This window comes from Nocardioides acrostichi (genome assembly GCF_015319165.1).
Classification (GTDB): domain Bacteria; phylum Actinomycetota; class Actinomycetes; order Propionibacteriales; family Nocardioidaceae; genus Nocardioides; species Nocardioides acrostichi.
Genome location: NZ_JADIVZ010000018.1, coordinates 1 through 24,782, shown reverse-complemented (window position 1 = coordinate 24,782; position 24,782 = coordinate 1). Strand labels below are relative to the sequence as shown.

Sequence of the window (24,782 nt, the reverse complement as noted above, 5' to 3'; positions counted from 1 at the left end):
TCGCTAGAGCTCCTCGCGGCTCAACCACCGTGCTGCGGCGGGTTGGGATTGCCGTTGTGTTGCTGATGATCCTGCTCGGAGTCGGCAACCGACCGGGGGTGGACGACCCGGGGGTGCCGCCGTTGGAGCTGGTGGTGGCACTGGACCGCACCACCTCGATGGACGCCACCGATGGGTCGGGCGTGCCGGGGTCGGGGGATGAGTCGCGGCTCGATGTAGCCGAACAGACCGTGCAGAGGCTGCTCGACGCACTGCCCGAGGCCGAGGTGTCGCTGGTGACGTTCGGGGCGAAGGCCGAAGTCGTGGTGCCGTTCACCAGCGACCGCGCGCTGCTGCGCGACCGCCTCGACGCGATCACCACCGAGCCGCCCACGACGACGGTCGGCTCGAGCCTCTCCCGACCGCTGCCCTTCGTGCAGGGCGCGCTCGAGATCGCCGATGCGCAGGACTCCGGCGCTGAGCGGCGCCGCGCCGCCGTCGTGCTCGTCGGCGACGGTGAGGACACCGCCGACGTCGCCGAGGCCGGGTGGAACTCGCTGCGCGACTCGCGGGACGCCGGGCTCGTGCTCGGCGTCGGCACGGCCGAGGGCAGCACGATGCCGATCACCGGTGAGGTGCAGCCGCTCATCGACCCGACCACCGGCGAGCCGGCCGTCTCGAAGGCCGACTTCGGCAACCTGGAGACCGTGGCCAGACAGCTCGACGTGCCGATGGTGCGCGTGCGCGCCACCGGTCGGCAGGCCACCGACGTCGACACCCTCGCCCGCGAGCTTCGCGCCCAGGCGTACGCCGACCTGCCCGAGGCTCGCTCCTCGCGCGAGGTTACCTGGCTGTGGGCCCTGCTGCTGCTGGCCTTCGTGCTGTTCGAGGTGCGGTACGCGTGGCGCGAGGTGCTCGTCGTCCGGCGAGAGGCTCGCGCATGACCACTCTGACCCGGATTCGCCGCACTCCGGCCGAGATCGAGCGCGACGCCGTCGCCGAGCGCCGACTCCGGTGGCGTCGTCGTCTGCTCTGGATCGGGCTCCTACCGATCCTGCTGCTCTTGCTCGTCTCGTGCCGGATCGGCGTGCTGCTCTGGCACGACCACGCCGGGCGGGCGGCATATGCCGAGAAGGACGCCGAAGGCGCCCGATCGCAGTTCGCCGCGAACGCCCGGTGGAACCCCGTCGTGGAGCGCTGGATCTCGCCGTACGACGAGGGAACCGCGGCGTTCGGGCAGGGGGAGTACGACGACGCGGTCAGGTTGCTCGAGCGGGCCCTGCCGCTGGCGCCGCCACCCGAGGAGTGCCGGGTGCGCATCAACCTCGCGCTCTCACATGAAGCGCTCGCGAAGACCGCCATCGGCAAGCTCGACTTGGCCACCGTGCAGTCCGAGGCCCAGGCCGGCCGTCAGGTGCTCGCCGAGGGTGGCTGTCTCAACGAGGTTGTCGAGCTGGCGAGGGCCGCCGGCGTCGACCTCTCCCGGTTCTCAAGCCTGGAGCTCACGCAGCTCACCGCCGGAGACCTCACGAGTGACGAGCGGTCGGCCGTCGAGGGGCTCGACGCTGGCGCTCGGGCTCGCGCACGGCAGCGCGCCGGTTCGGCGGGTGACGTCGACCAGCGGCTGGCTCAGCTGATCGACCAGCGCGCCGCGCTGCTGGCGTCGTTCGAGCAACAGCAGCAGAGCGGGTCAGGGAAGCAGAAGGAGAAGGACGACCCGCAGCTCTCCGAGCTCAAGGAGCGCAACCGTCAGGGCGAGCAGTTGAGACAGCAAGACAGCGACCGATCGCCGTCCGGCCAAGAGAAGGAGCCCCCGGTGACGTGGTGAGTCCTCTCCCGCCGTGCATCGGGCGTTCACCTCGCCTGGGGCGGTTGGCCATCCGTGCTGCTCAACCTGAGGGTCATGGAGATCACGGTTGCCGGAATCGGCTACGTCGGGCTCGCCAACGCCGTCATGCTCGCCCAACGTCACGCGGTGCGGGCCATCGACATCGACCCGCGCCGCGTGGACCTCGTGCAGCGGGGCCTCAGCCCACTGCGTGACCCCGAGATCGAGCGGTACCTCGCCACCTGCGATCTCGACCTGCGTGCCACGACCGACACCACCGCCGGACTCACGGGTGCCGAGGTGGTGTTCGTGGCGACGCCCACCAACTACGACACCCGTACCAACTACTTCGACACCTCCTCCGTCGAGGCCGTGATCAGGGCCGCGGCGAAGCACGCCCCCGACGCCGTCGTGGTCGTGAAGTCGACCGTCCCGGTCGGTTTCACCGAGCGCATGCGGGCTGAGCACCCGGGGCAAAGCGTCGTCTTCAGCCCGGAGTTTCTGCGGGAGGGTCGCGCGCTCTACGACAACCTGCACCCCTCGCGCATCGTGGTCGGAGACGACGGCTACGACGGCAAGCTCGTGGCCGATCTGCTGGTGGAGGGAGCGGAGGATCCGCGCGTGCCGGTGCTGCTCACTGGCCCCACCGAGGCCGAGGCCATCAAGCTGTTCGCCAACACCTACCTGGCGCTGCGGGTGGCGTACTTCAACGAGCTCGACACCTACGCCGCCCTGCACGGGCTCGACACCAAGCAGATCATCGACGGCGTCAGCCTCGACCCGCGCATCGGCACGCACTACAACAACCCGAGCTTCGGCTACGGCGGCTACTGCCTACCCAAGGACACCCGCCAGCTCATGGCCAACTACGCCGACGTGCCGCAGAACCTCATCTCCGCCATCGTCTCGGCCAACACCACGCGCAAGGACTTCGTGGCCGAAGACGTGCTGCGCCGCAAGCCGTCGGTCGTAGGCATCCACCGGCTGGTCATGAAGGAGGGCTCCGACAACTTCCGGATGAGCTCCGTGCAGGGCGTCATGAATCGGATCAAGGCCAAGGGCGTGCCCGTGCTCGTCTACGAGCCCGGCCTCGACGACGACGACTTCTTCGGCTCCGAGGTCGTGCGCGACCTCGCCGACTTCAAGGCCCGCGCCGACGTGATCATCGCCAACCGGTTCGCCGACGAGCTGCTCGACGTCGAGGAGAAGGTCTACACCCGCGACATGTTCGGAAGGGACTAGCGTGCCCCAGAGATCGTCAGGGGCGGCCTGAGAGCACTCATATTTCGGCAAGAAACCCCTGTCTCTTGCGTTGAAGTTCGACAAGTGATCGCCCGGCTCGCCTCGAGCCTGAGTGGCAGGCTGCCCACCGTGCTCACGATCAATGGCTCCGCCAGGCCCATCTGCCGAAGTCGCTCTCGCAGCGTCGAGCGGGAGGTCGAGCTTGGCCGTTTGCAACTCGTGACGCGTCGTCGATGCCGTATTCGAGGGGGTGTACGGGTGCCGCTACGTGCCCGACGAACCCCATGACAATTTTGCCTCAAGAGTCATCCGGTCGCCCTGGTGCGGGGAGGCTCATCACCCCACGGCGTGACCTCGGGAGTTCTGGTCCTTCCCGGCCGAACGGCTCATTCGAGGCAGAGTGGGCCCGGCAGACCGGTTCAGTGCTGGGCGTGAGGGCATCGACAGCGTCCCGAAGTAAACTCTCGCCCTAGCGATCGCGGCGGAGATCGGTATCGTTCTGCCGTGCTAGCGGACGGCTCTAACAAGAACGATGCGGTCAACCTTCTACGAGCTGTCGCAGCAGTGGCCGTCCTGGCGAGCCACTTTCGCGTCCTCTTGTTCAAGGACTATGACGATGTGCCCCACACGCTCGTCAACTTCGCTCTGTATGGAGTGACCTCGTTAGGCCATCAAGCCGTGATCGTCTTCTTCGTACTCTCGGGCTTCTGGGTTGGCGGCGCGGTCATACGCGACACCAAGCGTCGCAGGTTCTCATGGAGTCGGTACGGCACTCAGCGACTCATCAGGCTCTGGCTGGTGCTCCTGCCCGCCCTGGTGCTCACCCTCATCCTCGACCGGGTTGGCCGCGCGCTGTTCCCAGCTGCATCCGTGTACAACGCCGACGCCGCCTATCACCAGCAGGTGGTTTCCGAGGCGCCCAACGACAGCGTCTGGGACTTCCTGGGCAATGCCGCGTTCCTGCAAACCGTCCACGTGCCGCCGCTGGGGTCTAACACGGCCCTCTGGTCGATCGGCTTTGAGTTCTGGTTCTACGTCATGTTCCCGCTGCTTGCGTTGGCCGTGATCGGACGAGGCCGGTGGGTGCACCTCGCCGTCCTCTTGGCCGTCTGCCTCTTCGTCGGGCCCAGAATTGTGGCCTACTTCCCGATGTGGTGCATGGGGGTCGGAGTGGCCATGGCCGCGCGTGCACTCCAGGCGAGGTTGCACAAGCTCGGTCGCCTGACGTTGGCTGCCGCGCAGAGCGCGGTCGGCTTCGCGGTCCTGCTGGCGGCCGTCGTGGCTCGTGCCGGCGCAGGCCCTCTCATCGTCCGGGACTATGGAGTCGCTGTGGTCACCACGGTCTTGCTGGTACTTCTGCTCAACGACTTTGCGATCAGACGGGAGCCTTCCGGGGGCGGCTTGCTCGGCCGCGCTTCGGGATACGCGGACAGTTCCTACTCGCTGTACGCCGTGCATCTCCCGATTGTGGTGTTTGGGATCGCCGTGTTCGGGGTCAGTGCTGGCGATCGTTGGGCTTCGACCCCCGCCCACTGGGTGGCCTATGTGGCTCTCTGCCTTGCGGTGATGTTGATGGCCTACGTGTTTTCACTGGCCACCGAGCGGCAGACCACGCGTGTGCGCCGTCGCTTCTTCGCCCTATTCAAGCTGTCATCGCCGAGGACGGAACCCCAACTCAATGGCTAAGACGACCCCAGCTCCCAGGGCTCGGGTGCCGCTGCTGGCGGCGGCGGCAGCGTTCATGCTGCTAGTGCAGGACACCTTGGCGCGCGCCGGGCTACAAGGCCCTCTGACCATCCTGCTACTGATCGCCGCCGTCTTCATGTTTCCCAAAGCGCTCATGCGCGAGGATCGGAGTTCTCCGAACCGTGAGCCGGTAGCGCTGATGAGGCGCATGGTCCCCTGGCCTGTGTGGCTGCTGCCCATCTGGGCCACCAGTGTCCTAGTGGTCAGTGGCGTCACCACCGATGGCGTCCAGAACGTCATCGTCTACTGGCTCTTCCCGCTGACGGCAGCGGCCGTGTCCGCCGCCTCGAGCCGAGGAACCCCAGAGATCTTCGTCAAGTGGACCACGCGCCTCGCGCTGGTCGCAGCCATCGGCTACGTGGTCCTGGTGTTGGCTACCGGGCCGGGGCTGATCGAAGGTTTTCACGGTGCTCGTGGCACCGGGTGGGGCGGCCTCTTCGCGATGTGCGTGATCGTTCCATTCATCGCCTACGGGAACGTTCGGCCCTGGGTCATGTACGCGATCATGGCGGCCATAGTTCTGTCGCTGTCCCGGACTCCGGCGGTCATCGGCGCGGGATTGCTGCTCATCCCTTCGCTGAGCGCCGGCGGAACGCGTGCCGCCATTCGCCTGGGCATCCGGCTAGTCCTAGTGGCGATCGCCGGCTACGTCGCGCTCACTCGCATTCCGGCTGTCCGAGACAGATTCGTGGGCGGCGACAACGGCTCCCTGTTGGGCGTCAAGGTAAACACCTCGGGTCGAGACCTGCTGTGGGAGATCACGCTCCGGCACTTCCACCAAGCCCCCAATCCTTTGCTGGGATGGGGCCCTGGGGCGATCTCGGAGTACCTTCCGGCGCTCACCGGCCAGGACCATCCCCACAACGAGTACCTGCGGCTCCTGCACGACACGGGCTACGTTGGCGTCGTCTTGTGGTCAGTTGGAGCGCTGACCCTGGTTCTGCTGGCTTACAAGCTGTGGCGTGCGGCCTCGGATCCGGTCGACAAGGCGTGCCACCTTGGCGCGCTCATCTCGATGCTCGCGCTGATGTCTGGGTCGTTGACGGACAACCTGATCATCTCGATCCTTGACGTGCTTCCTGCTGCCACGATGGTGGGGCTGTCGCTTTCGCGGCCGACGCTTCCTGCGCAGAAGGTGGGCCCAACGCTTCAGGGCCGCGTGCGACGCCAGTCTCGCGAGAGCGATGACAAGATCGCGGTCTAGGCAGAGGTTCCGTCGATCAATAGTCCCTGCGCCACCAGCTGGTTGATCACGCTGGCCAGGGCTGCGTTGCCAGCACGCGAACCTGAGACCGTGGGGGCCTGGATGGGCGTGGCGCCTCTGAAGCCCGCCTTGGTGCCGGTGTGCTTTAGATCGCCGGTGGGTGCGAGCTCGCCATTGACCTTGAGGTTGGCTAGTTGGTTCTTGCCACCGCTCCCGCCCGTAGCAACGATGATCAGGCCCCGAGCCGCCGCCCGACGCGGTGACCTGCTGATACGAGGCCCCCGGCAGGACGCCGAAGCCGCCCGAGACGAGTTCGCGGATCGCGCCCAGGTTGGCGGTGGATTTGTTGAAGATGTTGCGAAGGTCGAAGGCACTCGTCCCCGTGCTGATGGTGACTCCGTACTTCACGCCGCGATCAAGGTTGAACTGGTCGAGCACGGCGTCGGTAGCGTGGATCCCCAGCGTGTCGTTGCCGAACTCGACTCCAGTCTCGTGATGCTCGATGTGGATGTTGCGTATCGGAACCTTGCCGCACAGGACTCGGATAGCCACTGAGCCGGCGGGCAGGTCCAAGAGGCTCTTGACGTTGAAGGTGATGTCGTTGATGTCGATGGGAGCGGCGCCTCGGATGACCATAGATGGCGTGGTGCCGTCATGAGAGGCCGACGTGTAGCACTCGCCGTGCGTGATGACGTAGTTCTGTGGCGTGAAGGCGCCGCCAGCGTCTGTGCGCACATCGATGGCGGCGGCCATGTAGTTGCTGATGAGGAACTCGTCCAGTCCACTTTGCTCCTGAGCTTCGTGGATCAGCACCCCAGAGACGCCTGGCCGGTCGTTGCAGTCGATGGTGGCGTTTCGGAGGCGTGACCCGAACCCGGCGAGCCGGACGACGTGGCTGTCGGTGAACCCAGTGGCGGCCTTGATGACGGCCCGGCCCCGAGCGCCTCCGAAGTCGACCTCAAGGCCGGCGGGAAAGTCGACCCGGCTAGAGACGAGGTACTCGCCTGGGTCAAGAAGCGCACGTCCCAGTCCGGTGGACCCGACACGCGCAATCATGTCCGCAATCGCCGCGTCTCCCGCCAGTCCACCCTTGCGAGCGCGGATGGTGAGAGAGTCCTCCCCAACTGCCCGCTGCGCGTTCTCGGGCTTCGCGGCATAGGCCGCCGAAAGAGCAGGCTTGGCGTAGGTGCCACCAGCGACGTTCTCCGCATTATGGCTGGCGCTCGTTACTCGGCCCTCGACGCGGTCGCGACCTCGTCGTCCTTAAGAATCGCAGGGACTCGTGAACGAAGTTGGGTGTCAGAACCGTCAGATGCTGTTCCGCCTTGAGCGTGTGGGGGATTTCGGCGGCGAAAGTCTGCTGCCCGATGGCCCCTTCGTGAATAGCACCGGGTAGTGCTGCGGGCCCCGACCTCGCGTCACGCCAAAGAGTCAGCCTCGGGCTGGAGTCGGGTACAAAGGGGGCGATGCTGCCTTTAACCTCCGGTAGGCGCTGACGGCGGCTCTGAGTGACTCGTATGCCGGGATGGCCGCCGAGTGGTTGTTGGCCGGCAGCGGGGCCGCAACATCTCGAGCGTCTCCCTGGCCGCAGTTAAGAAGCGACGACCGACGAAACACCGCCCGCCTAGGCTTGCCCGCATGAGCCTGACCCAGCAGACCCGCCGCGCTGGCACGTGGCCGACCGCGCTCGCGATCTCGCTGGGGTTCGTGGCGCTGCTGTGGGTCATCGAGCTCGCCGACCAGAGCACGCCGACGGTGATGGACAGCGAGGGCATCCGGCCGCGCACCCTCGCCGGGCTCTCCGGGGTGCTCTTCGCCCCCCTCCTGCACGCGGGCTGGGGCCACCTGATCGGCAACTCGTTCCTCGTCGGCCTGCTCTTCTTCGCCGTCCTCGTCGGCGACATCTCCCGCGGGGTCGTGGCCACGATCATCGTGTGGGCCGTCTCCGGGCTGGGGGTCTGGCTGATCGCCCCCAGCTACACCGTGACGGTCGGCGCCTCGGGACTCATCTTCGGCTGGCTCACCTACCTGCTGCTGCGTGGCTTCTTCTCCCGCAGTTGGCGCCAGCTGCTCGTGGGGCTGGTGCTGTTCGTGGCCTACGGCTCCGTGCTGCTCGGCGTGCTGCCCGGAGCGCCGGGGGTGTCGTGGCAGGCGCACTTCTTCGGTGCCGTCGGCGGCGCGTTCGCCGCTGTGGCGCTCGGACGCCGTGAGCGCCGCGAGCGCGTGCCGTCCTACGGCGGGTGGTGAGCGGCGTGGCGACCGACGAGCAACCGCGCACCCGGCCGGCGTCCGGCTCCCCGCTGACGGAACGCGGCGACGACGCCTCGCGGCGCGAGGTGATGCGGGTGTGGCTGATCGTGATGGAGGCCTGCCTCTCGATCCTCACGGTCATGGTGCTGCTGCTGCCGCCGGAGTGGTCGGGGCCGGTGCTCGTGACGATGTCGGCGGGCCACGGGCTGCACATGTTCGACGTGCCCGCGCTGCTGGTCTGGCTGCTGGGCAGCGGGGCCGTGGTCGGTGTATGGCGGGCCTGGCGGTAGCACGCGAGCCGTCTCGCGCGGGCGCGGCGGGGCCGGTGGGTCAGCGCATGCGCCCGACCCACCGACGCCGGCACCCCCCAGCACCGGCCACGCGACTCGCCCTCCGCGAAACGGCGGTCGCTCCCCATAGCGGAGGTCCGTGCCTCCAGGGCCAACTCTGCCGCAGGAGGGCGCGTTTCTCCATGTCTGCAAGGGAAATGGCTCGTTACGACCCGTCTGGACCAGCAGTGGCACACCACCCGATCTGACTACGCACCGCGGCCCCGCCCGGTGCGGCGTGCGGGCGGGGTGCGATCCTGCTCCCATGCGAGTGCTCACCGGTGCCGAGCCCAACGACCACGTCACCGACGACGACCTGAAGGCGCTCTACGCGGTGCCCACGGGGCAGACGTTCCTGCGCGGCAACATGGTGAGCACGGTCGACGGGTCCGCGACCGGCGACGACGCCCGCAGCGCCTCGATCAACAACCCCGCCGACCAGCGGGTGTTCTCGACCCTGCGCGAGCTCGCCGACGTGATCGTCGTCGGCGCCGGCTCCGCCAAGGCCGAGAAGTACGCGCCCATCGAGGGCACCCCCATCGTGCTGGTCAGCCGCAAGGCCCAGGTGCCGGAGTCGCTGCGCGACGCCGCCCCAGGCCAGGTGCTGCTCGCCACCTGCTCACGCTCCGACGGCCTCGCCACCGCGAGTGAGATCCTCGGCGAGGAGAACGTGCTCATCCTCGGCTCGCACCGGGTCGACCTGCCCCAGCTCAAGACCACGCTCGCCGACCGCGGCTGGACCTCCCAGCTCTGCGAGGGCGGCCCGCACCTGCTGCGCGACCTCGTCTTCCAGGGCTGCGTCGACGAGCTCACCGGCACCACGGTGCCGCGCCTGGTCGCCGGCGCCTACCCGCGCATCACCGAAGGCGCCCCCCTCGACGTCCCGCTCGCGCTGCGCCTGCTGCTCGAGGACGACGGCACCCTGCTCGGGCGCTGGAGCCTCGGCGGCTGACCACGCAGGACGTGTGCGGGGCTCGTGTGCGCGCCCCGGGAGAGAGGATCTGAGGCGTGACGCCGGCCCTGGTCCTCTCGCTGCTGGTGCTCGCCGCGGCCACCCTCTCGTTCACCCGCTGGCTCGGGGTCGTGGCGCTGGCGCTCGTCTCCGTGCTGTGGCTCGCCGTCAACGGCCCCGTGGAGGGTGAAGTGCTGTGGGTGGTAGGCCCCAGCATGGGGCTGACCGGTGCCGACCTGGCGGGTCTCGCCGGGCTCGGTGCCGCCGGAGCGCGCGCCTCCTGGCTCATCGCGCCGCGGCGTCACTGATCCCACCGGACCAGCCGTCCGCGCCGCTGCCTAGTCTGAGCCGCATGACCAGCCACCCCGAGGCAGAGCTGCGCGTCGAGCGTGACGGCGCGGTCGTGTCGGTCACCTTCGACCGGCCGCACAAGCACAACGCCTTCACGAAGGCGATGTACGCACGCCTGCACGAACTGTGCGACGACCTGGCGAGCGACGCCACCGCACGCGTCGTCGTGCTGCGTGGTGCCGGCGGGCGCGCGTTCGCGGCGGGCAACGAGATCAGCGACTTCCTCGAGGCCGACGCCGTCGCCTACGAGCAGTGGATCTTCGCGCTGCTCAAGAAACTGCACGCCCTGCCCCAGGTGACCGTGGCGGCGGTCGACGGCGTGTGCGTCGGCGGCGGACTGGCCGTCGCCACCCACTGCGACCTGCGCCTGGCCACCGCGCACTCCCGCTTCGGCTACCCGATCGCGCGCACGCTGGGCAACGCGCTCGGTGCCCCCATCGTGTACCGCTGCTCGTCGGTGTTCGGGGAATCGCTGACCCGCGAGATGCTGCTCGCCTCCCGCCTGATCACCGCCGATCGCGCCTACGCCGTCGGCGCGGTGATGGGCGTGTGCGACGACGCCGAGGCGCTCGATTCCGAGCTGGCCACGCTGCTCGACGGCCTCGCCGCGCTCTCCCCGGTGACCCTGCGCACCACCAAGGCGCAACTGCTCGCCCGTGCCGGCACGCTCGAGGCGGCTCCGCCGGGCGATGAGGAGCGGCTCCGCGAGGTCTACACCGGCCCCGACTTCCACGAGGGCGTGCGCGCGTTCCTCGCCAAGGAGAAGCCCGCGTTCCAGGGCTGAGGCGGTTTCGACGCGCTCGTCGCCTAGGCTCCTCGCGGCTCCACCACCGCACGTACGTCGCTGGCGCCCGCTACTCGACCGGCGCACGCCCTAGAGGCCCAGCGCCGCCCTGAGCCGCGTCGCGCTCATCCGGGTCAGATCGCCCGCGTCGACGTCCGGGAACGAGTCGAGCAGCCGGATCAGGTCCGGACGACGGGTGGGATCGGCCGCGGCCTCGCGCGGCGTCACGCCGCCCAGGGCCGGGATGGAGTCGTCGAGCCAGGAGCGTTCGTACTGCTCCATGACCTGCGCCATCGTCGCCGCGACCTCGGGCGGCACCGGGGGAGCGGCAGCTGGCGCGGCGTCAGGGGCGTCGTCCAGGGCCGCGATCATGTCGGCGGCCGACCGGCGTGAGTCGTCGAGCATCCTCAGCTCCGGCACGGACGACGTGAGCGTGGCCAGCACCTGCTCGTGACGCCGCTCGCTGTTGGTGTCGACCAGCAACTCGGCGCCGTCGAGGGTGAACGTGGCCGCCACGCGCTCCATGCCCTGGGTCACCACGAACTCGTGCCAGCGCAACCCCTCGTCGGAGTCCTCGCCCGTCCCGTAGGTGGCGTCGAGGTGCGCGATGAGCGCCGAGGGGTCGCCCACGGCGAAGGTGGTCTCGCAGAAGACCAGCGCATCGCCGGAGGTGTTCTGGAGCGTCGGCGGCGCGAAGCGAGCGCTGAGGAACGCCACGACCTCCTTCGGCTCGGGGTCTGCATCGAGCAGAGCGATGAGGGCGTCGCGCTGGTGCAGCGCCACCGGCTCGAACCCGCCGAAGACCTGCGTCGTCTCGCCCGCCGGCACCACGCGCGCACAGACCAGATCCCCGACCTCGAGGCTCCGGCTGGCCGTGCGTTCGCGGACGTCGGACCGGTCGCCGGTGCGCACGTCGCGCGCCGTGAAGCCGCTGCCCGGCGTGACCGACTCGACCTCGTGCAGCGACCGCTCCGCGAGCAGCCACCGCTGAGCCAGCAACAGCTCATCGGCGGGCAGCAACACGCCGCGCTGCTCGACGAACTCGGCGAACGCCCCACCCTCGAAGAGAATCGCGTCGCCGACCAGGCCGTCGTTCAACGCTTCCCAGAGTGCGTCGGCACCGCTCCAATGCTCAGCGCGGATCTCGGCCAGCTCGAGCGCGGCCAACCGCCACGGGCCGTCGTGGAGGAACGCCGCGGCCTTCTGGTAGAGCCATGCCGCCCGCTCCTCGAGCGGCTGAACCTCTCTACCGCGGTGGCACACCTTGTACTTGCGGCCCGAACCGCACCAGCAGCGGTCGTTGCGCCCGATGTCGGTGCGCTCGGCGGTGCGGAAGCTCTCCAGCAGTGTCACCAGGCCGTCGTCCGGGGCTGCTCCGACGCGTCGGAGCAGTGAGAGTCCGCGCTCGGCGTTGCCGCGATCGCTCGCGATCCGCGCGAGGTCGAAGAGGGCCATCCGGCAATCGGAGTCGAGTCCCAGCGCCTCCTCGTAGTGCGCCTCCGACTCGAGCACGGAACCGAGTCGCTCCAGCGCCTTGCCGCGCAGCCAGCGCAGGTTCGCCCGCGCCCCACGCGGCGCCTGCGGCTCGTACGTCTCGGCCATGAGCCCGAGGGCCGCCGCACCCTCGCGGGTCGCGCCCAACACTTCGACGGCGAGCAGCTCGGCCACCTCTGGGTCCGCCAGCTCGCCCAGAAGCTCTCGTACCGCTGCCGGGTCGGGACCGATCACCGGCACGTTGTCGTCACTCAGCCGCTCGGCCTCGATCACGGCGGCGAACTGCGCGTGTGCCTGCGCGAACATCGCCACGAGCAGCGCGCGGTCGTCGTCGAGGTCATAGCGTGCGGCGATGCCTCTTGCGCGCGACTCCAGGCGCGAGCGTGCGAAGTCGAAGCCCGGCGGCCCGACGAACTCACCGGCGCGCACCAGATCGCCGGCCGCGATGAGCTCGCTCAGGGGCGGGGCGGGTCGCGTGAACAGATCCGGATCGTCGGCGCAGGCCTGCCAGACCAGCGCCCCGATCTGCACCGCACCGTCGCCGCCGTGCTCGACCACGATGTCGCGCAGGCGGAGCGCGAGTTCTGCGGGAACCTCGGGCTCCTCGACGGCCAGGATCTCGAACCGCCCCGAGACCACCGTGATGCCGACCAGGCAATCCGGCACGGAGGGGGCCAGTGCGGTCGGGTCGAGCAGCCACAGCGGCTCGTCGCCGTCGGCGACCTCGATGCCACGCTCGGCCACGATGTCGGCGTCCAGAGAAGGGATCGCCTCGACCAGGGTCGAGCCGTCGACCAGCTCACCCAGGCCGCCTCCGTCGGTGATCATGGCCATCGCGACCGCATCGGGCACCAGCGTGAGGTAGCCGCGCGCGATCTCGTCGGCGCTCAGCCTGGGTCCACCGGGTGGACTCAGATCGCGACCCAGAGCCGTTGTCCACAGGCGCCGGGTGGTGGTGGTGGCGGGTCTTTCCCCTCCTCGCCCACGATGCTGAGCGTGAGCCCGACGCCGACCGGCACCGACCGCGAGACCGACCTGTGCGCGCTGCTGGAGCAACAGGACGGCGTGGTGTCGCGCCGACAGCTGCTGGGTGCCGGGTTCGCGCCGCACGACCTCAAGCGCCTCCTGCGCCGACGCGAGCTGGCCACGATGCACCCGGGTGTGTACGTCGACCACACCGGCGAGCCGAGCCACCGTCAGCGCTGCTGGGCCGCCACGCTCGCGACGGGTGGGCTGCTGGTGCGCGAGTCGGCGCTGCCCGCGGCGAGCGCGCATCCCGTCATCCACGTGGGCATCGGGTTGCACCGCTCGGTGAAGGCACCGTCCGGCGTGCGCGTGCACCGCATGGCCCACCTAGCTGCGCGACAGCACAGCGGCGGAGGGCCGCCACGGCTGCGTGTGGAAGAGGCGGCGGTCGACGTCGCGGCCGGCGCGCGCTCCGATGCAGACGCCCTGCACGTGCTCGCCGACCTCGTGCAGACCGGCCGCACCACGGTCGAGCGCCTGCGTGAGGCCGCTCTGGGGCGTCGGCGCCTGCGGCGCGGGGTGGTCTTGCTGGGCCTGCTCGACGACCTCGCCTCGGGCACCTGCTCGGTGCTCGAGCGGCGCTACCGCGACGACGTCGAGCAGCCGCACGGCCTGCCGCGCGGACGCCGGCAGCAGCGCGACCGTCTCGACGGTGCCACCGTGGTGCGCGACGTCGACCTCACCGAGCACGGGCTCATCGTCGAGCTCGACGGGACCGCCTTCCACGGCTCGTCACGCGCCCACGCGCGCGACCTCGGCCGCGACCTGGCGGCCGTCGTCCACCGAGAGGCCACCACCGTGCGCCTGGGGTACCGGCAGGTGCTCGACGAGCCCTGCGCCAGCGCCGCCGCCGTGGCGACCGTGCTGCGGCGCGGCGGTTGGCCAGGCGAGCCGCGGCGCTGCCCCCGTTGCCTGGACGCAGCCCTCTAGTTGCGTTCGCGGTCCATCCGGTAGACCCAGATCACGACCTACCCACCGCCGACGGCGCGCCGGGCTTCGGCCGCCCACGTGCGCACCCCGGAGGCCTCGGGAGGTCGCGATCTCGGTCCACCAGGTGGACCAGGATCGCGACCTTCATGCCCGTCGGGGAACAACCAGACGACGCCGGGCCTTGGGCTCGGCATGCCCACCGACTCCCGCCGCGTCTCGACCCTGCTCGGAGTGCTGTTCGGACTCGCGGCCAGCGGGTCGGCGTCTGCCGCGGTGGCCCTGCCGCAGATCGCCGAGGCGTTCGAGGTGTCGGTGGGGCAGGCGACGTGGACGATCAGCCTCTACGCACTGCTGCTCGCGGTGACCACCGCGGTGTACGGGCGGGTCTCCGACCTGGTGGGCATCCGGCTGCCGCTGCTCGTGGGGGTCGGGCTGATGGCCGGCGGCGCGATCGCGGCCGCGGCGGCGCCGAGCTACGGCGTCCTGCTGGTGGCGCGGGCCTTCCAGGGAGCGGGGGCGGCCGCGGTGCCGACGCTCGGTGTGGCGGCGCTGTCGAGCCGGTACGACGGCAGCGTGCGCGACCTCGCCCTGGGGCGGTTGGCGGGGGCGTCGGCGGTGATCGCGTGCCTGGGCCCACTCATGGGCGGCGCCGCGGAGGCCGCGGCCGGATGGCGTGCCGTGCTGGTGATCCCGGCGCTCGGGGTGTTCGTGCTGCCGCTGGTGTGGCACGTGCTGACCGCCGACGGGTCCGGCGCCGACCTCGACGTGCGCGGCGCGGTGCTGGTGGCCGGGACGGCGGCCGGCCTGGTGCTGCTGCTCCAGTCGCCGTCGACCGGCGCCGTGGTGGCCGGGGTCGGGGTACTGCTGATGCTGCTCGGCGCCCCGGCGATCGTGTGGCACGTGCGGCGGCGTCCGGGCGGGTTCTTGCCCACCGAGGTGATCGGCAACCCCATCGTGGTGCGCAGCGCGCTGGCCGCCGCGGCCGTGCCCGCTGCCTGGTTCGGTCTGCTCATCGCGGCGCCCGCCGTGCTGTCGGCCGACGGGTGGGAGGCGTGGCAGGTCGGTCTGCTGCTGGTGCCCTCGGCGCTGGTGGCGGCGGTCGTGCCGCGGGTGACGGGTCCGCTGCTGAGCCGGGTCGGCTCGTCGCGCGCGCTGGCGATCTCGGCCGTGAGTGCGTCGGCGGCGATGCTCGTGGCTGCGCTCGGCGCGCAGGTCGACGTGGCCGCCGTGATCGCGGTGGCCGTGGTGCTCGTGACGTTCGCGTTCCTGCTCGGGCAGCCCGCCATGTCGGCGGCGGTGGGCGGAGCCGTGACCTCCGACGTGCGCGGGGTCGCGCTGGGCGTGGCCACGCTGGTGTTCATGACCGGCGGCTCGATCGGCTCGGCGGTGGTGGGCGGCATCGGTGGCACCTGGGGCGTGCCGGCCGGACTCTCGCTGCTGGCGGTGCTGCCGCTCGTCGGGCTGGCCGCCCTGGCCCCGCTGGTGCGTGGCGGGCGCGGGGTGCAGGCCGAGGTCGTGGCCGGCCGGGTCGGCGGTGAGTGAGCAACCGTTTCGTGGACTTGGGATCGAGAAGATTGCTGGCTCACCGCTGCCGGGGCCAGCGGGTCAGACCAGGTCGAGCTGCTCGAGTGCCGTGCCCAGGTTCTCCGCGATGGTGCGGTGCCCCTCGTCGCCGGTGCCGCCGTCGACGTCCGGCAGGTCGCCCCAGCCCTTGACCGAGGGCCGCACGATCTCGACCGTCGGGTAGCCGCGCCACGCCTTCGTGACGACCTTCTCGCGGGCGGCGGCCTCGCCGCCGGTGGCGCCGAACGGTGTGACGACCACGACCGGGGTGTCGGGCAGCCGCGAGGTGAGGTCGTCGGCCAGCGTGGTGACGCCCTGGGTGAGCGCCTCGTCGGTGCCCGGACCCATGGAGCCGCCCTCGATGATCACCAGGTCGGGGTCGACATCCTTCGGGCGCACGAGCAGCAACAGGAAGTCGAGGGTGCCGGGCTTGCTGGTCGACCCGAGGTAGGAGGGAGACGGCCCGGCCGAGACCTGCACCGTCCACCCGTAGCGGCGGGCGAGGCGCTCGGGCCAGGCCTGGTCCTTCGAGGTGGCGCCGAGCCCGTCGGCGTACCGGTCGCCGACCACGAGCACCACCGGCTCGTCGCGACCGGCGGTCGCCTCGATCGGCTCGAAGACGCTCTTCTCCTGCGAGCCCTGCGTGGAGTCGCTCGTGGGCGACTCCGACGGCTCGGAGGACTCCGACGGCTCGTCGGTCGGGGAGTCCGAGGCCGTGGCCACCACGGTCGACGGCTCGTCGGTGGCCTGTGCGATCTCGTCGTTCCAGTGCCGCCAGCCGTAGGCCGTACCGGCGATCACGACGAGCGCCAGGAGCACGACGCCCGCGACGGCGATCGGGCGGGATTGGTTGGTGGCCACGGTTTGATCCTAGTGAGAGTGACGCCCGGGATGGCTAGGGGAGCGCGTCCTCGGCGGGCTCGAGCGGCGTCGTCCGGGACGCCGTGACGCCGCCGGACTGCTCGTCGGACACGACCGTGCTGGCCAGCGGCAGCGTGACCCGGAAGACATTGGCAGCGACGTCGTAGGAGGCGCCGCCCGACATCGCCTCGGAGAGATCCTTGACCACGGCCAGCCCCAGACCCGACCCGTGCTGGCCCAGTCCCTCGCCCCGCGCGTAGCGGGTGAACAGCCGCTCGGCCAGCTCCGGGTCGATGCCCTCACCGGCGTCGGTCACCTTGAGGTGCGCCACGCCGGCGGCGGCGTCGGACTCGGCGCTGAGCGTGATCGGCTGGGCACCGTACTTCTGTGCGTTGCGCACGAGGTTGGCCAGGATCTGCTGGAGTCGCAGCGGGTCGGCCTGCACCCGCAGACCCGGCGAGGCGGACGACGTGGCGGCCAGGTCGGGAAAGCCGCGTAGGCACTCGGCGAGAGCACTCTCGACGTCCACGGGCTCGGCCTGGAGACTCAGCGCGCGCCCCCGGCTGGCGACGGTGAGCAGATCCTCGGAGAGCAGCTGGAGGCGCCGGGTGAGCACGAGGCTGCGACGCAGCATGTCACGGGCGAGCCCGTCGGACTCCTCCTCGACGATCTCGAGATAGCCGTGCACCCCGGCCAGCGGGGTGCGCATCTCGTGGGAGACCACCGCGATGAGGTGCTCGCGCAGTGCCTGAGCCTCGCGCAGCTCGTCGTTCTGGGCGCGCAGGGTCTGGGCCACCCCCTGGAGCCGGCGGTGCAGCAGAGCCGACTCGCGCAACACCGCGGCCAGCACGACCACCGAGGCGAAGACGGCCATCGCGCGGGCGCCGTACCAGCCGAGGGTGAAGCGGTCGCGGGCCAGCAGCACGAGCAGGGCGTCGCAGTTGGTCGAGACGAGGGCGGCGACGACCCAGGTCTCGAGGCCGCGCACCCGACGCCGCACGGTGCCGGCGATGCCGAGCACGAGGGAGCCGACGTTGACGAGCACGATCCACGGACCCCACACGCGGGTCAGGGTCGTGTAGTCGCCGTCGACCATGATCGTGGGCAGGTGCGCGGCGCCGTACGCGGCGAAGAGGCCGACGCCGAGCCCCGCACCCACCGCCACGGCGAAGGTGGCCAGCAGCAGGCGCCCACGATGCCGCGTCGCCTCGAGCCGGGCGTGCAGCCCGCGCGGCCACGGCGCCAGCCCGAGGCCGAGCAGCAGCGGGAACCCCACGTGCCAGGCGGTCCAGAGCCAGGGTGCGCTACTGGGCAGGTTGGTCAGCGGGCCGGTGGCCGTGACGACGCCGGGGAACACCAGAGCCTGCATCGCCACGATGGTCGTCGACCACGCGTAGGCGGCGGCGACGACGAGCTGGCGGGGGCTCCCGCCGTTGCGGAACTGCGCACCGAGGGCGGCGGCCGTCATCATGTCGCAGGCGAAGACGAGGGTGAAGAAGGCGGGCAGGAAAGCCGGCGAGACGCCGACGTAGAGGCCGGCACGCAGCAGCAGGCCGGCGGTCGCGAGCACGAGCAGACCGGCGACGGTCCAGGGCGTCCAGGTGCCCGTGCGCTCGCGGACGTCCCCCCGTGATCCCATCACCCGGCCAGTGTGGCCCAATCCTCGCCCGGCGGGGTGAAATCGGAGCAAACCGCCGTGAGCGAGGCGCGAATGCGCCGGATCACGCACCCTCCGGAGACGTTTCCGGCCGTGCGGACCGCCACGCGAGGTCGTTCCAGTACACGCGCGCCGTGCGCCGCTGGTACTCACGCACCGTGCCCGGCCAGTTGGTCGTGATGCGGCCGACCGAGTCGTCGCGGTACCAGCTCTCGCAGGTCGCCCAGGTCGAGGTCGCCAGCCGCGACTGCGTCTCGTCGTCGAAGCGTCGCTCGGCCTCGGGGCGGACGTCGGCCAGCCGGCCCTCGCCCAGGCGGGCCGCCACCTGGGCGATCCAGGCGGCCTGCGCCTCCATCATCGCGATGATCGAGGAGCCGCCGAGGTTGGTGTTGGGTCCGTAGACCACGAACAGGTTCGGGAAACCCGGCACCATCACGCCGAGGTGGGCCCGAGCGCCCTGCGCCCAGGTGTCGGCGAGGGTGCGCCCACCCGACCCCCGCACCTCGATGCCGTCGAGGAAGGACGTCGCGGCGAACCCCGTGCCCCAGATCAGCACGTCGGCCGGGTGCAGCGTGCCGTCGGCCGTGCGGACGCCGTCGGACTCGATGCGGCTGATGCCCGAGGTGTGCACGGCCACGTGGTCGCGCGCCAGCGCGGGGTACCAGTCGTTGGAGAAGAGGATGCGCTTGCAGCCGATCTCGGCGTCGGGGGTGAGCGTGCGGCGCAACGCGGGGTTAGGCACCTGGCGGCGCAGGTGCGCACGCCAGGCCAGGCGCAGGCCGCGCAGGAGCACGCGGGAGCGGCGGGTGCCCCCGGTGAACGCGGCATTGAGCTGCTCGGAGAGGCCGAAGATGCCGCGCCGCTCGAGGTCGAGCAGGCCGCGCTGGAGCAGCCGGCGGTAGCGGGGCCCGTACTCCTGGTCGGGCTTCGGGACGACGTAGGGCGCCGAGCGCTGGAACACGTCGAGGTGTGCGACCGCCTCGACGATGCCCGGCACGAACTGGATCGCGCTCGCGCCGGTGCCGATCACGGCCACCCGCCGGCCGGTGAGGTCGACGTCGTGGCGCCACTGCGCGGAGTGGAAGGTGGGGCCGGCGAAGGTGCTCGGGATCGGTGGGATCACCGGGTTCGAGAGCTGACCGACCGCGCTGACCACCAGGTCGGCGTCGTAGGCCGACCCGTCGGCGCAGGTGATGTGCCAGGTGCCGGTGCTCTCGTCGAGGGTGGCGCCGACGACCTCCTGGCCGGTGCGCACCAGGTCGGTGAGGCCCTCGTCGGCGGCGGTGCGACGCAGGTAGTGGAGGATCTCCGGCTGCTTGGAGTAGCGCCGTGGCCACTCCGGGTTCGGCGCCCACGACCAGGAGTACAGCGGCGAGGGCACGTCGCAGGCGGCGTCGGGGTAGGTGTTGTCGCGCCAGACGCCGCCGATGGCGTCGGCCCGCTCCAGCACCACCACCTCGACGCCCTGCGCGCGCAGCGCACGAGCCGTGCCGAGGCCACCGAAGCCGGCGCCGATGACCACGGCTCTGGTCACTGCTCGGGTCGTGCTGGTCGATGCCACGGAGCCAGCCTGCCCGGTGTCGGCGGTCGGGTCTACGTTGGGGGTGTGACGACAGACACCCGAACTGGCGACCCCCGCGTGCTGTGGGAGCCCGGTGCGTGGTCGGCCTCCCGGCTGGGTCGGCTGGCCTCGGGCCTGGGCGACTTCGCGAGCTATGAGGAGTTCCGGGTCTGGACCCTCGAGCACCTCGACGCCTGGTGGCTCGCGGTCTGGCGCGAGTGCGGCCTGCCGGTCACCGCCGGGTCGGCCGAGCCGTCGGTCGCGCTGGCCGACGCCTCCCTGCCCGGGGCGGTCTGGTTTCCCGGCGTCACCACCAACTACGCCCAGGCGATGCTCGCGCTGCCCGGCCGCGCCGACGACGACGTGGTCGTCGTGTCGCACTCGCAGTCGCGCGAGGAGGTGTCGTGGACGTCGCTCGCGCTGCGCGCCGACGTGGCCCGGGTGCGTGCGGGGCTGGTCTCGCTCGGGGTCGGCCGCGGCGACCGGGTCGCCGCCTACGCGCCGAACATCGGCGAGACACTCGTGTTCCTGCTGGCCGCCGCCTCGCTGGGTGCGGTCTTCTGCTCGGTGGCGCCCGAGTTCGGCACCCAGTCGGTGGTCGACCGGCTCGGCCAGCTCGAGCCGAGCGTGCTGTTGGCCGTCGACGGGTACCGCTACGGGGACAAGCCGGTCTCGCGGGCGGCCGAGGTGAGCGAGGTGCTCGCCGCGGTGCCGTCGGTGCGGGCCGTCGTCCACCTTCCCTACCTGGACGCCGCCTCCAGCGGGCCGCAGGGGGCGGTGCCGTGGAGCGAGCTGGGGTCGGCCGACGCGGAGCTGGAGTTCGAGCCGGTGCCCTTCGACCACCCCCTCTACGTGCTGTTCAGCTCGGGCACCACCGGCCTGCCCAAGCCGATCGTGCACGGCCACGGCGGCATCATGCTCGGCCACGCCTCGGCCATCGGACTCTTCACCGACCTCGGCCCCACCGACCGGTTCTCGTGGTTCTCCACCACCGGCTGGATGATGTGGAACTACCTGGTCAGCGGGCTGCTGGTCGGCTCGACCGTGGTGCTCTTCGACGGCAACCCGGCGTGGCCCTCGCTGATGTCGCAGTGGGAGCTGGTCGCCTCCGCGGGGTTGACCTACTACGGCACCTCGGCGCCGTTCCTCATGACCTGCCGCAAGGAGGGGCTCACGCCCGCAGCCGACGTCGACCTCGCACGGCTGCGCGGGCTCGGCTCCACGGGCGCGCCGCTGCCGGCCGAGGGCTTCGCCTGGGTCGACGAGGCCGTGCGCCCGGCCGGTGGACGGTTGCAGATCGGGTCGCTCTCGGGCGGGACCGACGTGTGCAACGGGTTCGTCGGCGCCACCCCGCTCACCCCGGTGTGGGAGGGCGAGATCTCGGCACGGCTGCCCGGCATCGCCGTCGAGGCGTTCGTGGAGCCGGCGCCCGGCTCGGGGCAGTGGCGTGCGGCGGTGGGTGAGGTCGGCGAGCTGGTCATCACCGCGCCGATGCCCTCGATGCCGGTCGGTTTCTGGGGCGACGACGACGGCTCGCGCTACCGGGCGGCCTACTTCGAGGACATCCCCGGGGTGTGGCGCCACGGCGACTGGGTGCGCATCACCGAGCGCGGGTCGCTGGTCATCACGGGTCGCTCCGATGCCACGCTCAACCGCGGCGGCGTGCGGCTCGGCACCGCGGAGTTCTACCGCGTCGTCGAGGAACTGCCCGAGGTCAAGGACTCCCTGGTCGTGCATCTCGAGAGCGATGCCGGCGACGCCGGCGAGCTCGTGCTGCTGGTCTCGCTCACCGACGTCGGCACGGCGCTGGCCGCCGACGAGCTGCGGTCGCTCGTGGCCGGGCGGTTGCGCTCGCGACTCTCTCCGCGGCACGTCCCCGACACCCTGCACGTCGTGCGCGCCCTGCCTCGCACGCTGTCGGGCAAGAAGCTCGAGGTGCCGGTCAAGAAGATCCTGCGCGGTGCCGACCCGGCCGATGTCGCCTCCGCCGGAGCCCTCGACGACCCCCGCGCCCTGGCCGAGCTCGCCGCCTTGGCCGACCCGGAGGCGCACGCGCCACTAGGCTGACCCGATGGTGCAGACCTCGGGTGAGCAGGTGACCGCGGCGCTGGCGTCGGCACGCGAGGCCGTGGCCGACCACACCCGGCTGGGCCAGCGCATCGATCGAGCCGACCGGGCCGTGGTCGAGGCGTCGGCGGCGCTCGACGCCGCCCGGCGCGAGCTGGCGAGCGAGAGCGCCGACGTCGAGAAGCTCGAGTCGTTCAGCCCCACCCGCATCTGGGCGGCGCTGCGCGGCAGCCGCGACGCTGACCTCGACCGGGAGCGCGCCGAGCAGCAGGCGGCGCAGTACCGCGCGGCGGTCGCCGAGCAGCGAGTGCAGCAGGCGCGCGCGGAGCGGTCGGCCGCCGAGGCTGCTCGCGCGGCACTGGGCGACGTGAGCGCGCAGCTCGAGGCTGCACGGGTCGCCAAGCAGGAGTGGATGGCCACCACCGGGCACCCGGCGGCAGCCGAGCTCGACGACGTGGCGCAACATCTCGGCACCGCGGCGTCGACCCGCACCGAGACGATCGAGGCGCTCCAGGCCGCCGACGCCGCGCTCGCCGCGCTGGGCGAGGCGGGCCGGATGCTGGAGTCCGCGGGCGGGTGGGCCGCCTGGGACACCTTCGGTGGCGGAGGGATGCTCACCGACATGGCGAAGTACGACCGGATGGACCGCGCCCAGGCGCGGATGGCTGCGGCCGACCAGGCGCTGCGCCGGCTCTCGGCCGAACTGGCCGACGTCGGCATGGCCGCGGTCGGCGGCGTCGAGGTCACCCAGCTCGCCCGCACCTTCGACGTGTTCTTCGACAACATCTTCAGCGACTGGGCGGTGCGCAACCGGATCTCGGAGGCGGGCGAGCGCGTGGCCCGGGCGCGCCGGGCCGTGCTCGGGGCCCGTGAGGAGCTGGTGCGGCGTGCCACGGCTCTCGACGCAGAGCTGGCCACGCTCGCCGCGCGGCGCACCGAACTGCTCGGCTGAGCGCCCTTCTCGGTTCCGACTACTGCGGTGGTGGGGCCGTGGAGTCACGCACGACCAGGGCGGTGGGCAGCACGGTACGGGCGGGCTCGTCGGCGGTGGGGGTCGGCGCCGCGGCGCCCTTGCTGCCGGGCTGCTCGTCGGCGCGCTCGCGCACGGTGGCCATCAGCGCGATGAGCTCCTCGACCGCGAGCTCGCCCTTGCGGCTGACCGGCTGGCTCACGGTGGTGAGGGTGGGGCGCACCGAGACCGCCAGCGAGCTGTCGTCGAACCCGACCACCGAGACGTCGTCGGGCACGGTGAGCCCCAGGCTCTCGGCCGCGCGGATCGCCTGCACCGCGAGCACGTCGGAGAAGCAGAGGATGCCGGTGGGGCGCGGGTCGGCGCTGAGGAGTCCGACGGCGGCGGCGCGGATCGCCTCGAGATCCTGGTAGTCGGCCAGGGCGACGGTCGGCTCGATGCCCGCCGCCTCGAGGGCCTCGCGCCAGCCCGCGAACCGGTCGGCGGCGGGTGACTGGAAGCGGTCGGCCGGTCCGATCGGCTCGAGCGAGAGCAGCCCGACCCGACGGTGGCCGAGGTCGACCAGGTGCTGGGCGGCCGCAGCGGCACCGAAGTGATCGTCGACGTTGACGGCCGGAAAGCCGTCGAGCGGTTCCTGGTCGACCGTGACCAGCGGCAGCCGGCGCTTCTGGAGCCAGGCGAGGTCGGCCGAGTCGACCTCGCAGACGTAGACCAGCGCGCCGTCCATCGGCACATCGCGTGAGGGGACGACGGCATCGTGGTCGCCCTCGCGATCGACGCCGAGGCCGGCGCTGAGCAGGGTCAGCGCCAGATCGTGGTCGGCGAGCCGGTCGGCCACGGCCACCATGAACTCGGTGGCGACGGCGTCACGGGACACCTCGCTCATGCGCCCGGTGATGAGCAGTCCGACGGTGCCGGTGCGGCCCCTGGCCAAGGCCCTGGCCGCGGGGTCGGGGCCGATGTAGCCCATCTCCTCGGCGACGGCCATGATGCGAGCGCGCAGGTCGGCGGAGAGCTTCTGGGGGCGGCTGAAGGCGTTCGACACCGTCATCCGGCTGACGCCCACGGCATCGGCCACGGACTGCAGCGTCACCTTCGCCATGTCGCCGTGCTCCTTCGAGGCGGATCGGCACGACGACACCCCGCTGAGGGCAGCCGGGTCAGGTCGTGCTGTGTCGCGGCTGGTGCCGCGGCTCGACCCACCCTGCCACGTTGCGCAGCCCTTCGGCGGTGTGCTCGCGCAGTGTCGCGACGCGAGCGCCGAGGCCGGCGAGGGTGCGGTGAGGTGCGTCGTCGACCACCGGAGCGCCCGGCTGCGCGCTCGTGGCGCGGTCACGGACGGCCGACTGGCCGATGAGGTAGGGCAGGGACTCGTAGCTCATGGGAACTCCTCTCTGGGTTTCTATACCGGTAAACTACCGAGGCGTGGGTTTACCGGTCAACGTGACGGCGGTGTGAGCCTGCTGACACCGGTGCGGGGCGCGGTGCGGGGGCGGGATGAGGAGGCGGCCCTCCTGCGGTGCGTAAGATGCGGCACGCGCATCCGGCCCCCATCGTCTAGCGGCCCAGGACCCCGCCCTTTCACGGCGGTAGCGCCGGTTCGAATCCGGTTGGGGGTACCACGCCCGGTGTCCGCGTGGGTGGGGCCGGGCCCCCATCGTCTAGCGGGCGGGTGTCCGAAGACCCCGCCCTTTCACGGCGGTAGCGCCGGTTCGAATCCGGTTGGGGGTACCACGCCCGGTGTCCGCGTGGGTGGGGCCGGGCCCCCATCGTTTAGCGGGCGGGTGGCCGAAGACCCCGCCCTTTCACGGCGGTAGCGCCGGTTCGAATCCGGTTGGGGGTACCACGCCCCGTGTCCGCGGACAGAGCCCCGTTGGGTGGTGGGCTTTGAGGTGGTCCTCGGTGCCCTACTCGCCGCTGTTGATGGCGGCACGGTGTTCAGTATCCATGGTGTCGGCGAGCAGGGCCATGGACTCCTCGGATAGATA

At 71.2% G+C, this 24,782-nt stretch carries 21 protein-coding genes and 3 tRNA genes; 18 read left to right on the top strand and 6 right to left on the bottom strand.

The genetic code is table 11. From position 1 onward, the window contains the following. Positions 1–65: 65 nt before the first annotated feature. The 11 genes from ISG29_RS20230 to ISG29_RS20180 all read left to right on the top strand — a co-directional run bounded on the left by ISG29_RS20230 (position 66) and on the right by ISG29_RS20180 (position 10,665). The gene (locus ISG29_RS20230; protein ID WP_235960503.1) at positions 66–923 is read left to right on the top strand and encodes a vWA domain-containing protein; all 858 of its coding nucleotides are present in this window, start codon (positions 66–68) and stop codon (positions 921–923) included. After that, positions 920–1,807, top strand: a complete 888-nt coding sequence (locus ISG29_RS20225; RefSeq protein ID WP_194505262.1) for a hypothetical protein — start codon at positions 920–922, stop codon at positions 1,805–1,807. The genes ISG29_RS20230 and ISG29_RS20225 overlap by 4 nt, the downstream gene beginning before the upstream one ends. 75 nt (positions 1,808–1,882) lie before the next feature. Continuing rightward, the gene (locus ISG29_RS20220; RefSeq protein ID WP_194505261.1) at positions 1,883–3,049 is read left to right on the top strand and encodes a nucleotide sugar dehydrogenase; all 1,167 of its coding nucleotides are present in this window, start codon (positions 1,883–1,885) and stop codon (positions 3,047–3,049) included. 504 nt (positions 3,050–3,553) lie between these two features. Next, entirely contained in the window at positions 3,554–4,735 is a 1,182-nt protein-coding gene (locus ISG29_RS20215; protein ID WP_194505260.1) for an acyltransferase family protein, read from the top strand. Positions 4,736–4,760: 25 nt separating this feature from the next. After that, entirely contained in the window at positions 4,761–5,999 is a 1,239-nt protein-coding gene (locus tag ISG29_RS20210) for an O-antigen ligase family protein (RefSeq protein ID WP_194505259.1), read from the top strand. A 228-nt stretch (positions 6,000–6,227) separates the two neighbouring features. After that, positions 6,228–6,554, top strand: a complete 327-nt coding sequence (locus ISG29_RS20205; RefSeq protein WP_194505258.1) for a hypothetical protein — start codon at positions 6,228–6,230, stop codon at positions 6,552–6,554. Positions 6,555–7,637: 1,083 nt separating this feature from the next. After that, complete coding sequence (locus ISG29_RS20200; RefSeq protein WP_194505257.1) at positions 7,638–8,246, top strand: rhomboid family intramembrane serine protease; 609 nt, start codon at positions 7,638–7,640, stop codon at positions 8,244–8,246. A 5-nt stretch (positions 8,247–8,251) separates the two neighbouring features. Then, complete coding sequence (locus ISG29_RS20195; RefSeq protein WP_194505256.1) at positions 8,252–8,539, top strand: hypothetical protein; 288 nt, start codon at positions 8,252–8,254, stop codon at positions 8,537–8,539. 304 nt (positions 8,540–8,843) lie between these two features. After that, positions 8,844–9,530, top strand: a complete 687-nt coding sequence (locus ISG29_RS20190) for a dihydrofolate reductase family protein (protein WP_194505255.1) — start codon at positions 8,844–8,846, stop codon at positions 9,528–9,530. 56 nt (positions 9,531–9,586) lie between these two features. Continuing rightward, positions 9,587–9,838, top strand: a complete 252-nt coding sequence (locus tag ISG29_RS20185) for a hypothetical protein (protein WP_194505254.1) — start codon at positions 9,587–9,589, stop codon at positions 9,836–9,838. Positions 9,839–9,882: 44 nt separating this feature from the next. Further along, the gene (locus ISG29_RS20180; RefSeq protein WP_194505253.1) at positions 9,883–10,665 is read left to right on the top strand and encodes an enoyl-CoA hydratase-related protein; all 783 of its coding nucleotides are present in this window, start codon (positions 9,883–9,885) and stop codon (positions 10,663–10,665) included. A 90-nt stretch (positions 10,666–10,755) separates the two neighbouring features. On the opposite strand, the gene ISG29_RS21785 is transcribed toward ISG29_RS20180, so the two are convergent. Beyond that, complete coding sequence (locus ISG29_RS21785) at positions 10,756–13,011, bottom strand: SEC-C metal-binding domain-containing protein (protein WP_194505252.1); 2,256 nt, start codon at positions 13,009–13,011, stop codon at positions 10,756–10,758. Between the two features lie 144 nt (positions 13,012–13,155). On the opposite strand from ISG29_RS21785, the gene ISG29_RS20170 reads away from it, so the two are divergent. Together ISG29_RS20170 and ISG29_RS20165 are read left to right on the top strand one after the other, a co-directional pair. Then, on the top strand, positions 13,156–14,115 hold the full coding sequence (locus ISG29_RS20170) for a type IV toxin-antitoxin system AbiEi family antitoxin domain-containing protein (RefSeq protein WP_207793415.1): 960 nt from the start codon (positions 13,156–13,158) through the stop codon (positions 14,113–14,115). 192 nt (positions 14,116–14,307) lie between these two features. Next, the gene (locus tag ISG29_RS20165) at positions 14,308–15,657 is read left to right on the top strand and encodes an MFS transporter (protein ID WP_194505250.1); all 1,350 of its coding nucleotides are present in this window, start codon (positions 14,308–14,310) and stop codon (positions 15,655–15,657) included. A 63-nt stretch (positions 15,658–15,720) separates the two neighbouring features. Here the strand turns inward: ISG29_RS20165 and ISG29_RS20160 are convergent, their stop codons facing one another. The 3 genes from ISG29_RS20160 to ISG29_RS20150 all read right to left on the bottom strand — a co-directional run bounded on the left by ISG29_RS20160 (position 15,721) and on the right by ISG29_RS20150 (position 19,757). Continuing rightward, positions 15,721–16,539: an SGNH/GDSL hydrolase family protein gene (locus ISG29_RS20160; RefSeq protein ID WP_194505249.1), complete on the bottom strand. Its 819-nt coding sequence runs from the start codon at positions 16,537–16,539 to the stop codon at positions 15,721–15,723. 34 nt (positions 16,540–16,573) lie between these two features. Next, positions 16,574–18,178: a sensor histidine kinase gene (locus ISG29_RS20155; protein ID WP_194505248.1), complete on the bottom strand. Its 1,605-nt coding sequence runs from the start codon at positions 18,176–18,178 to the stop codon at positions 16,574–16,576. 82 nt (positions 18,179–18,260) lie between these two features. Next, positions 18,261–19,757, bottom strand: coding sequence for a flavin-containing monooxygenase (locus ISG29_RS20150; protein WP_328830000.1), 1,497 nt, complete (start codon positions 19,755–19,757; stop codon positions 18,261–18,263). A 45-nt stretch (positions 19,758–19,802) separates the two neighbouring features. On the opposite strand from ISG29_RS20150, the gene ISG29_RS20145 reads away from it, so the two are divergent. Next, positions 19,803–21,824, top strand: a complete 2,022-nt coding sequence (locus ISG29_RS20145) for an acetoacetate--CoA ligase (RefSeq protein WP_328829997.1) — start codon at positions 19,803–19,805, stop codon at positions 21,822–21,824. Between the two features lie 4 nt (positions 21,825–21,828). Next, positions 21,829–22,776, top strand: a complete 948-nt coding sequence (locus ISG29_RS20140; RefSeq protein WP_194505247.1) for a hypothetical protein — start codon at positions 21,829–21,831, stop codon at positions 22,774–22,776. Between the two features lie 19 nt (positions 22,777–22,795). Here the strand turns inward: ISG29_RS20140 and ISG29_RS20135 are convergent, their stop codons facing one another. Beyond that, positions 22,796–23,896: a LacI family DNA-binding transcriptional regulator gene (locus tag ISG29_RS20135; protein ID WP_194505246.1), complete on the bottom strand. Its 1,101-nt coding sequence runs from the start codon at positions 23,894–23,896 to the stop codon at positions 22,796–22,798. 58 nt (positions 23,897–23,954) lie between these two features. Then, positions 23,955–24,176: a hypothetical protein gene (locus ISG29_RS20130; protein WP_194505245.1), complete on the bottom strand. Its 222-nt coding sequence runs from the start codon at positions 24,174–24,176 to the stop codon at positions 23,955–23,957. Positions 24,177–24,340: 164 nt separating this feature from the next. Here ISG29_RS20130 and ISG29_RS20125 point away from each other — a divergent pair. The 3 genes from ISG29_RS20125 (at position 24,341) to ISG29_RS20115 (ending at position 24,640) form a co-directional block, all read left to right on the top strand. Continuing rightward, positions 24,341–24,416: transfer RNA gene (locus tag ISG29_RS20125), tRNA-Glu, on the top strand. Between the two features lie 28 nt (positions 24,417–24,444). Continuing rightward, a tRNA-Glu gene (locus ISG29_RS20120) sits at positions 24,445–24,528 on the top strand. Positions 24,529–24,556: 28 nt separating this feature from the next. Next, positions 24,557–24,640 (top strand) — tRNA-Glu (locus ISG29_RS20115). Positions 24,641–24,782: the final 142 nt, after the last annotated feature.

Excerpts from the sequence above, each read along its gene's own strand:
- ISG29_RS20130 (WP_194505245.1), bottom strand. The coding sequence starts at position 24,176 with ATGAGCTACGAGTCCCTGCCCTACCTCATCGGCCAGTCGGCCGTCCGT.
- ISG29_RS20135 (WP_194505246.1), bottom strand. The coding sequence starts at position 23,896 with ATGGCGAAGGTGACGCTGCAGTCCGTGGCCGATGCCGTGGGCGTCAGC.
- ISG29_RS20225 (WP_194505262.1), top strand. The coding sequence starts at position 920 with ATGACCACTCTGACCCGGATTCGCCGCACTCCGGCCGAGATCGAGCGC.
- ISG29_RS20180 (WP_194505253.1), top strand. The coding sequence starts at position 9,883 with ATGACCAGCCACCCCGAGGCAGAGCTGCGCGTCGAGCGTGACGGCGCG.
- ISG29_RS20205 (WP_194505258.1), top strand. The coding sequence starts at position 6,228 with ATGATCAGGCCCCGAGCCGCCGCCCGACGCGGTGACCTGCTGATACGA.
- ISG29_RS20190 (WP_194505255.1), top strand. The coding sequence starts at position 8,844 with ATGCGAGTGCTCACCGGTGCCGAGCCCAACGACCACGTCACCGACGAC.
- ISG29_RS20140 (WP_194505247.1), top strand. The coding sequence starts at position 21,829 with ATGGTGCAGACCTCGGGTGAGCAGGTGACCGCGGCGCTGGCGTCGGCA.
- ISG29_RS20200 (WP_194505257.1), top strand. The coding sequence starts at position 7,638 with ATGAGCCTGACCCAGCAGACCCGCCGCGCTGGCACGTGGCCGACCGCG.
- ISG29_RS20155 (WP_194505248.1), bottom strand. The coding sequence starts at position 18,178 with ATGGGATCACGGGGGGACGTCCGCGAGCGCACGGGCACCTGGACGCCC.
- ISG29_RS20165 (WP_194505250.1), top strand. The coding sequence starts at position 14,308 with ATGCCCACCGACTCCCGCCGCGTCTCGACCCTGCTCGGAGTGCTGTTC.
- ISG29_RS20220 (WP_194505261.1), top strand. The coding sequence starts at position 1,883 with ATGGAGATCACGGTTGCCGGAATCGGCTACGTCGGGCTCGCCAACGCC.
- ISG29_RS20230 (WP_235960503.1), top strand. The coding sequence starts at position 66 with ATGATCCTGCTCGGAGTCGGCAACCGACCGGGGGTGGACGACCCGGGG.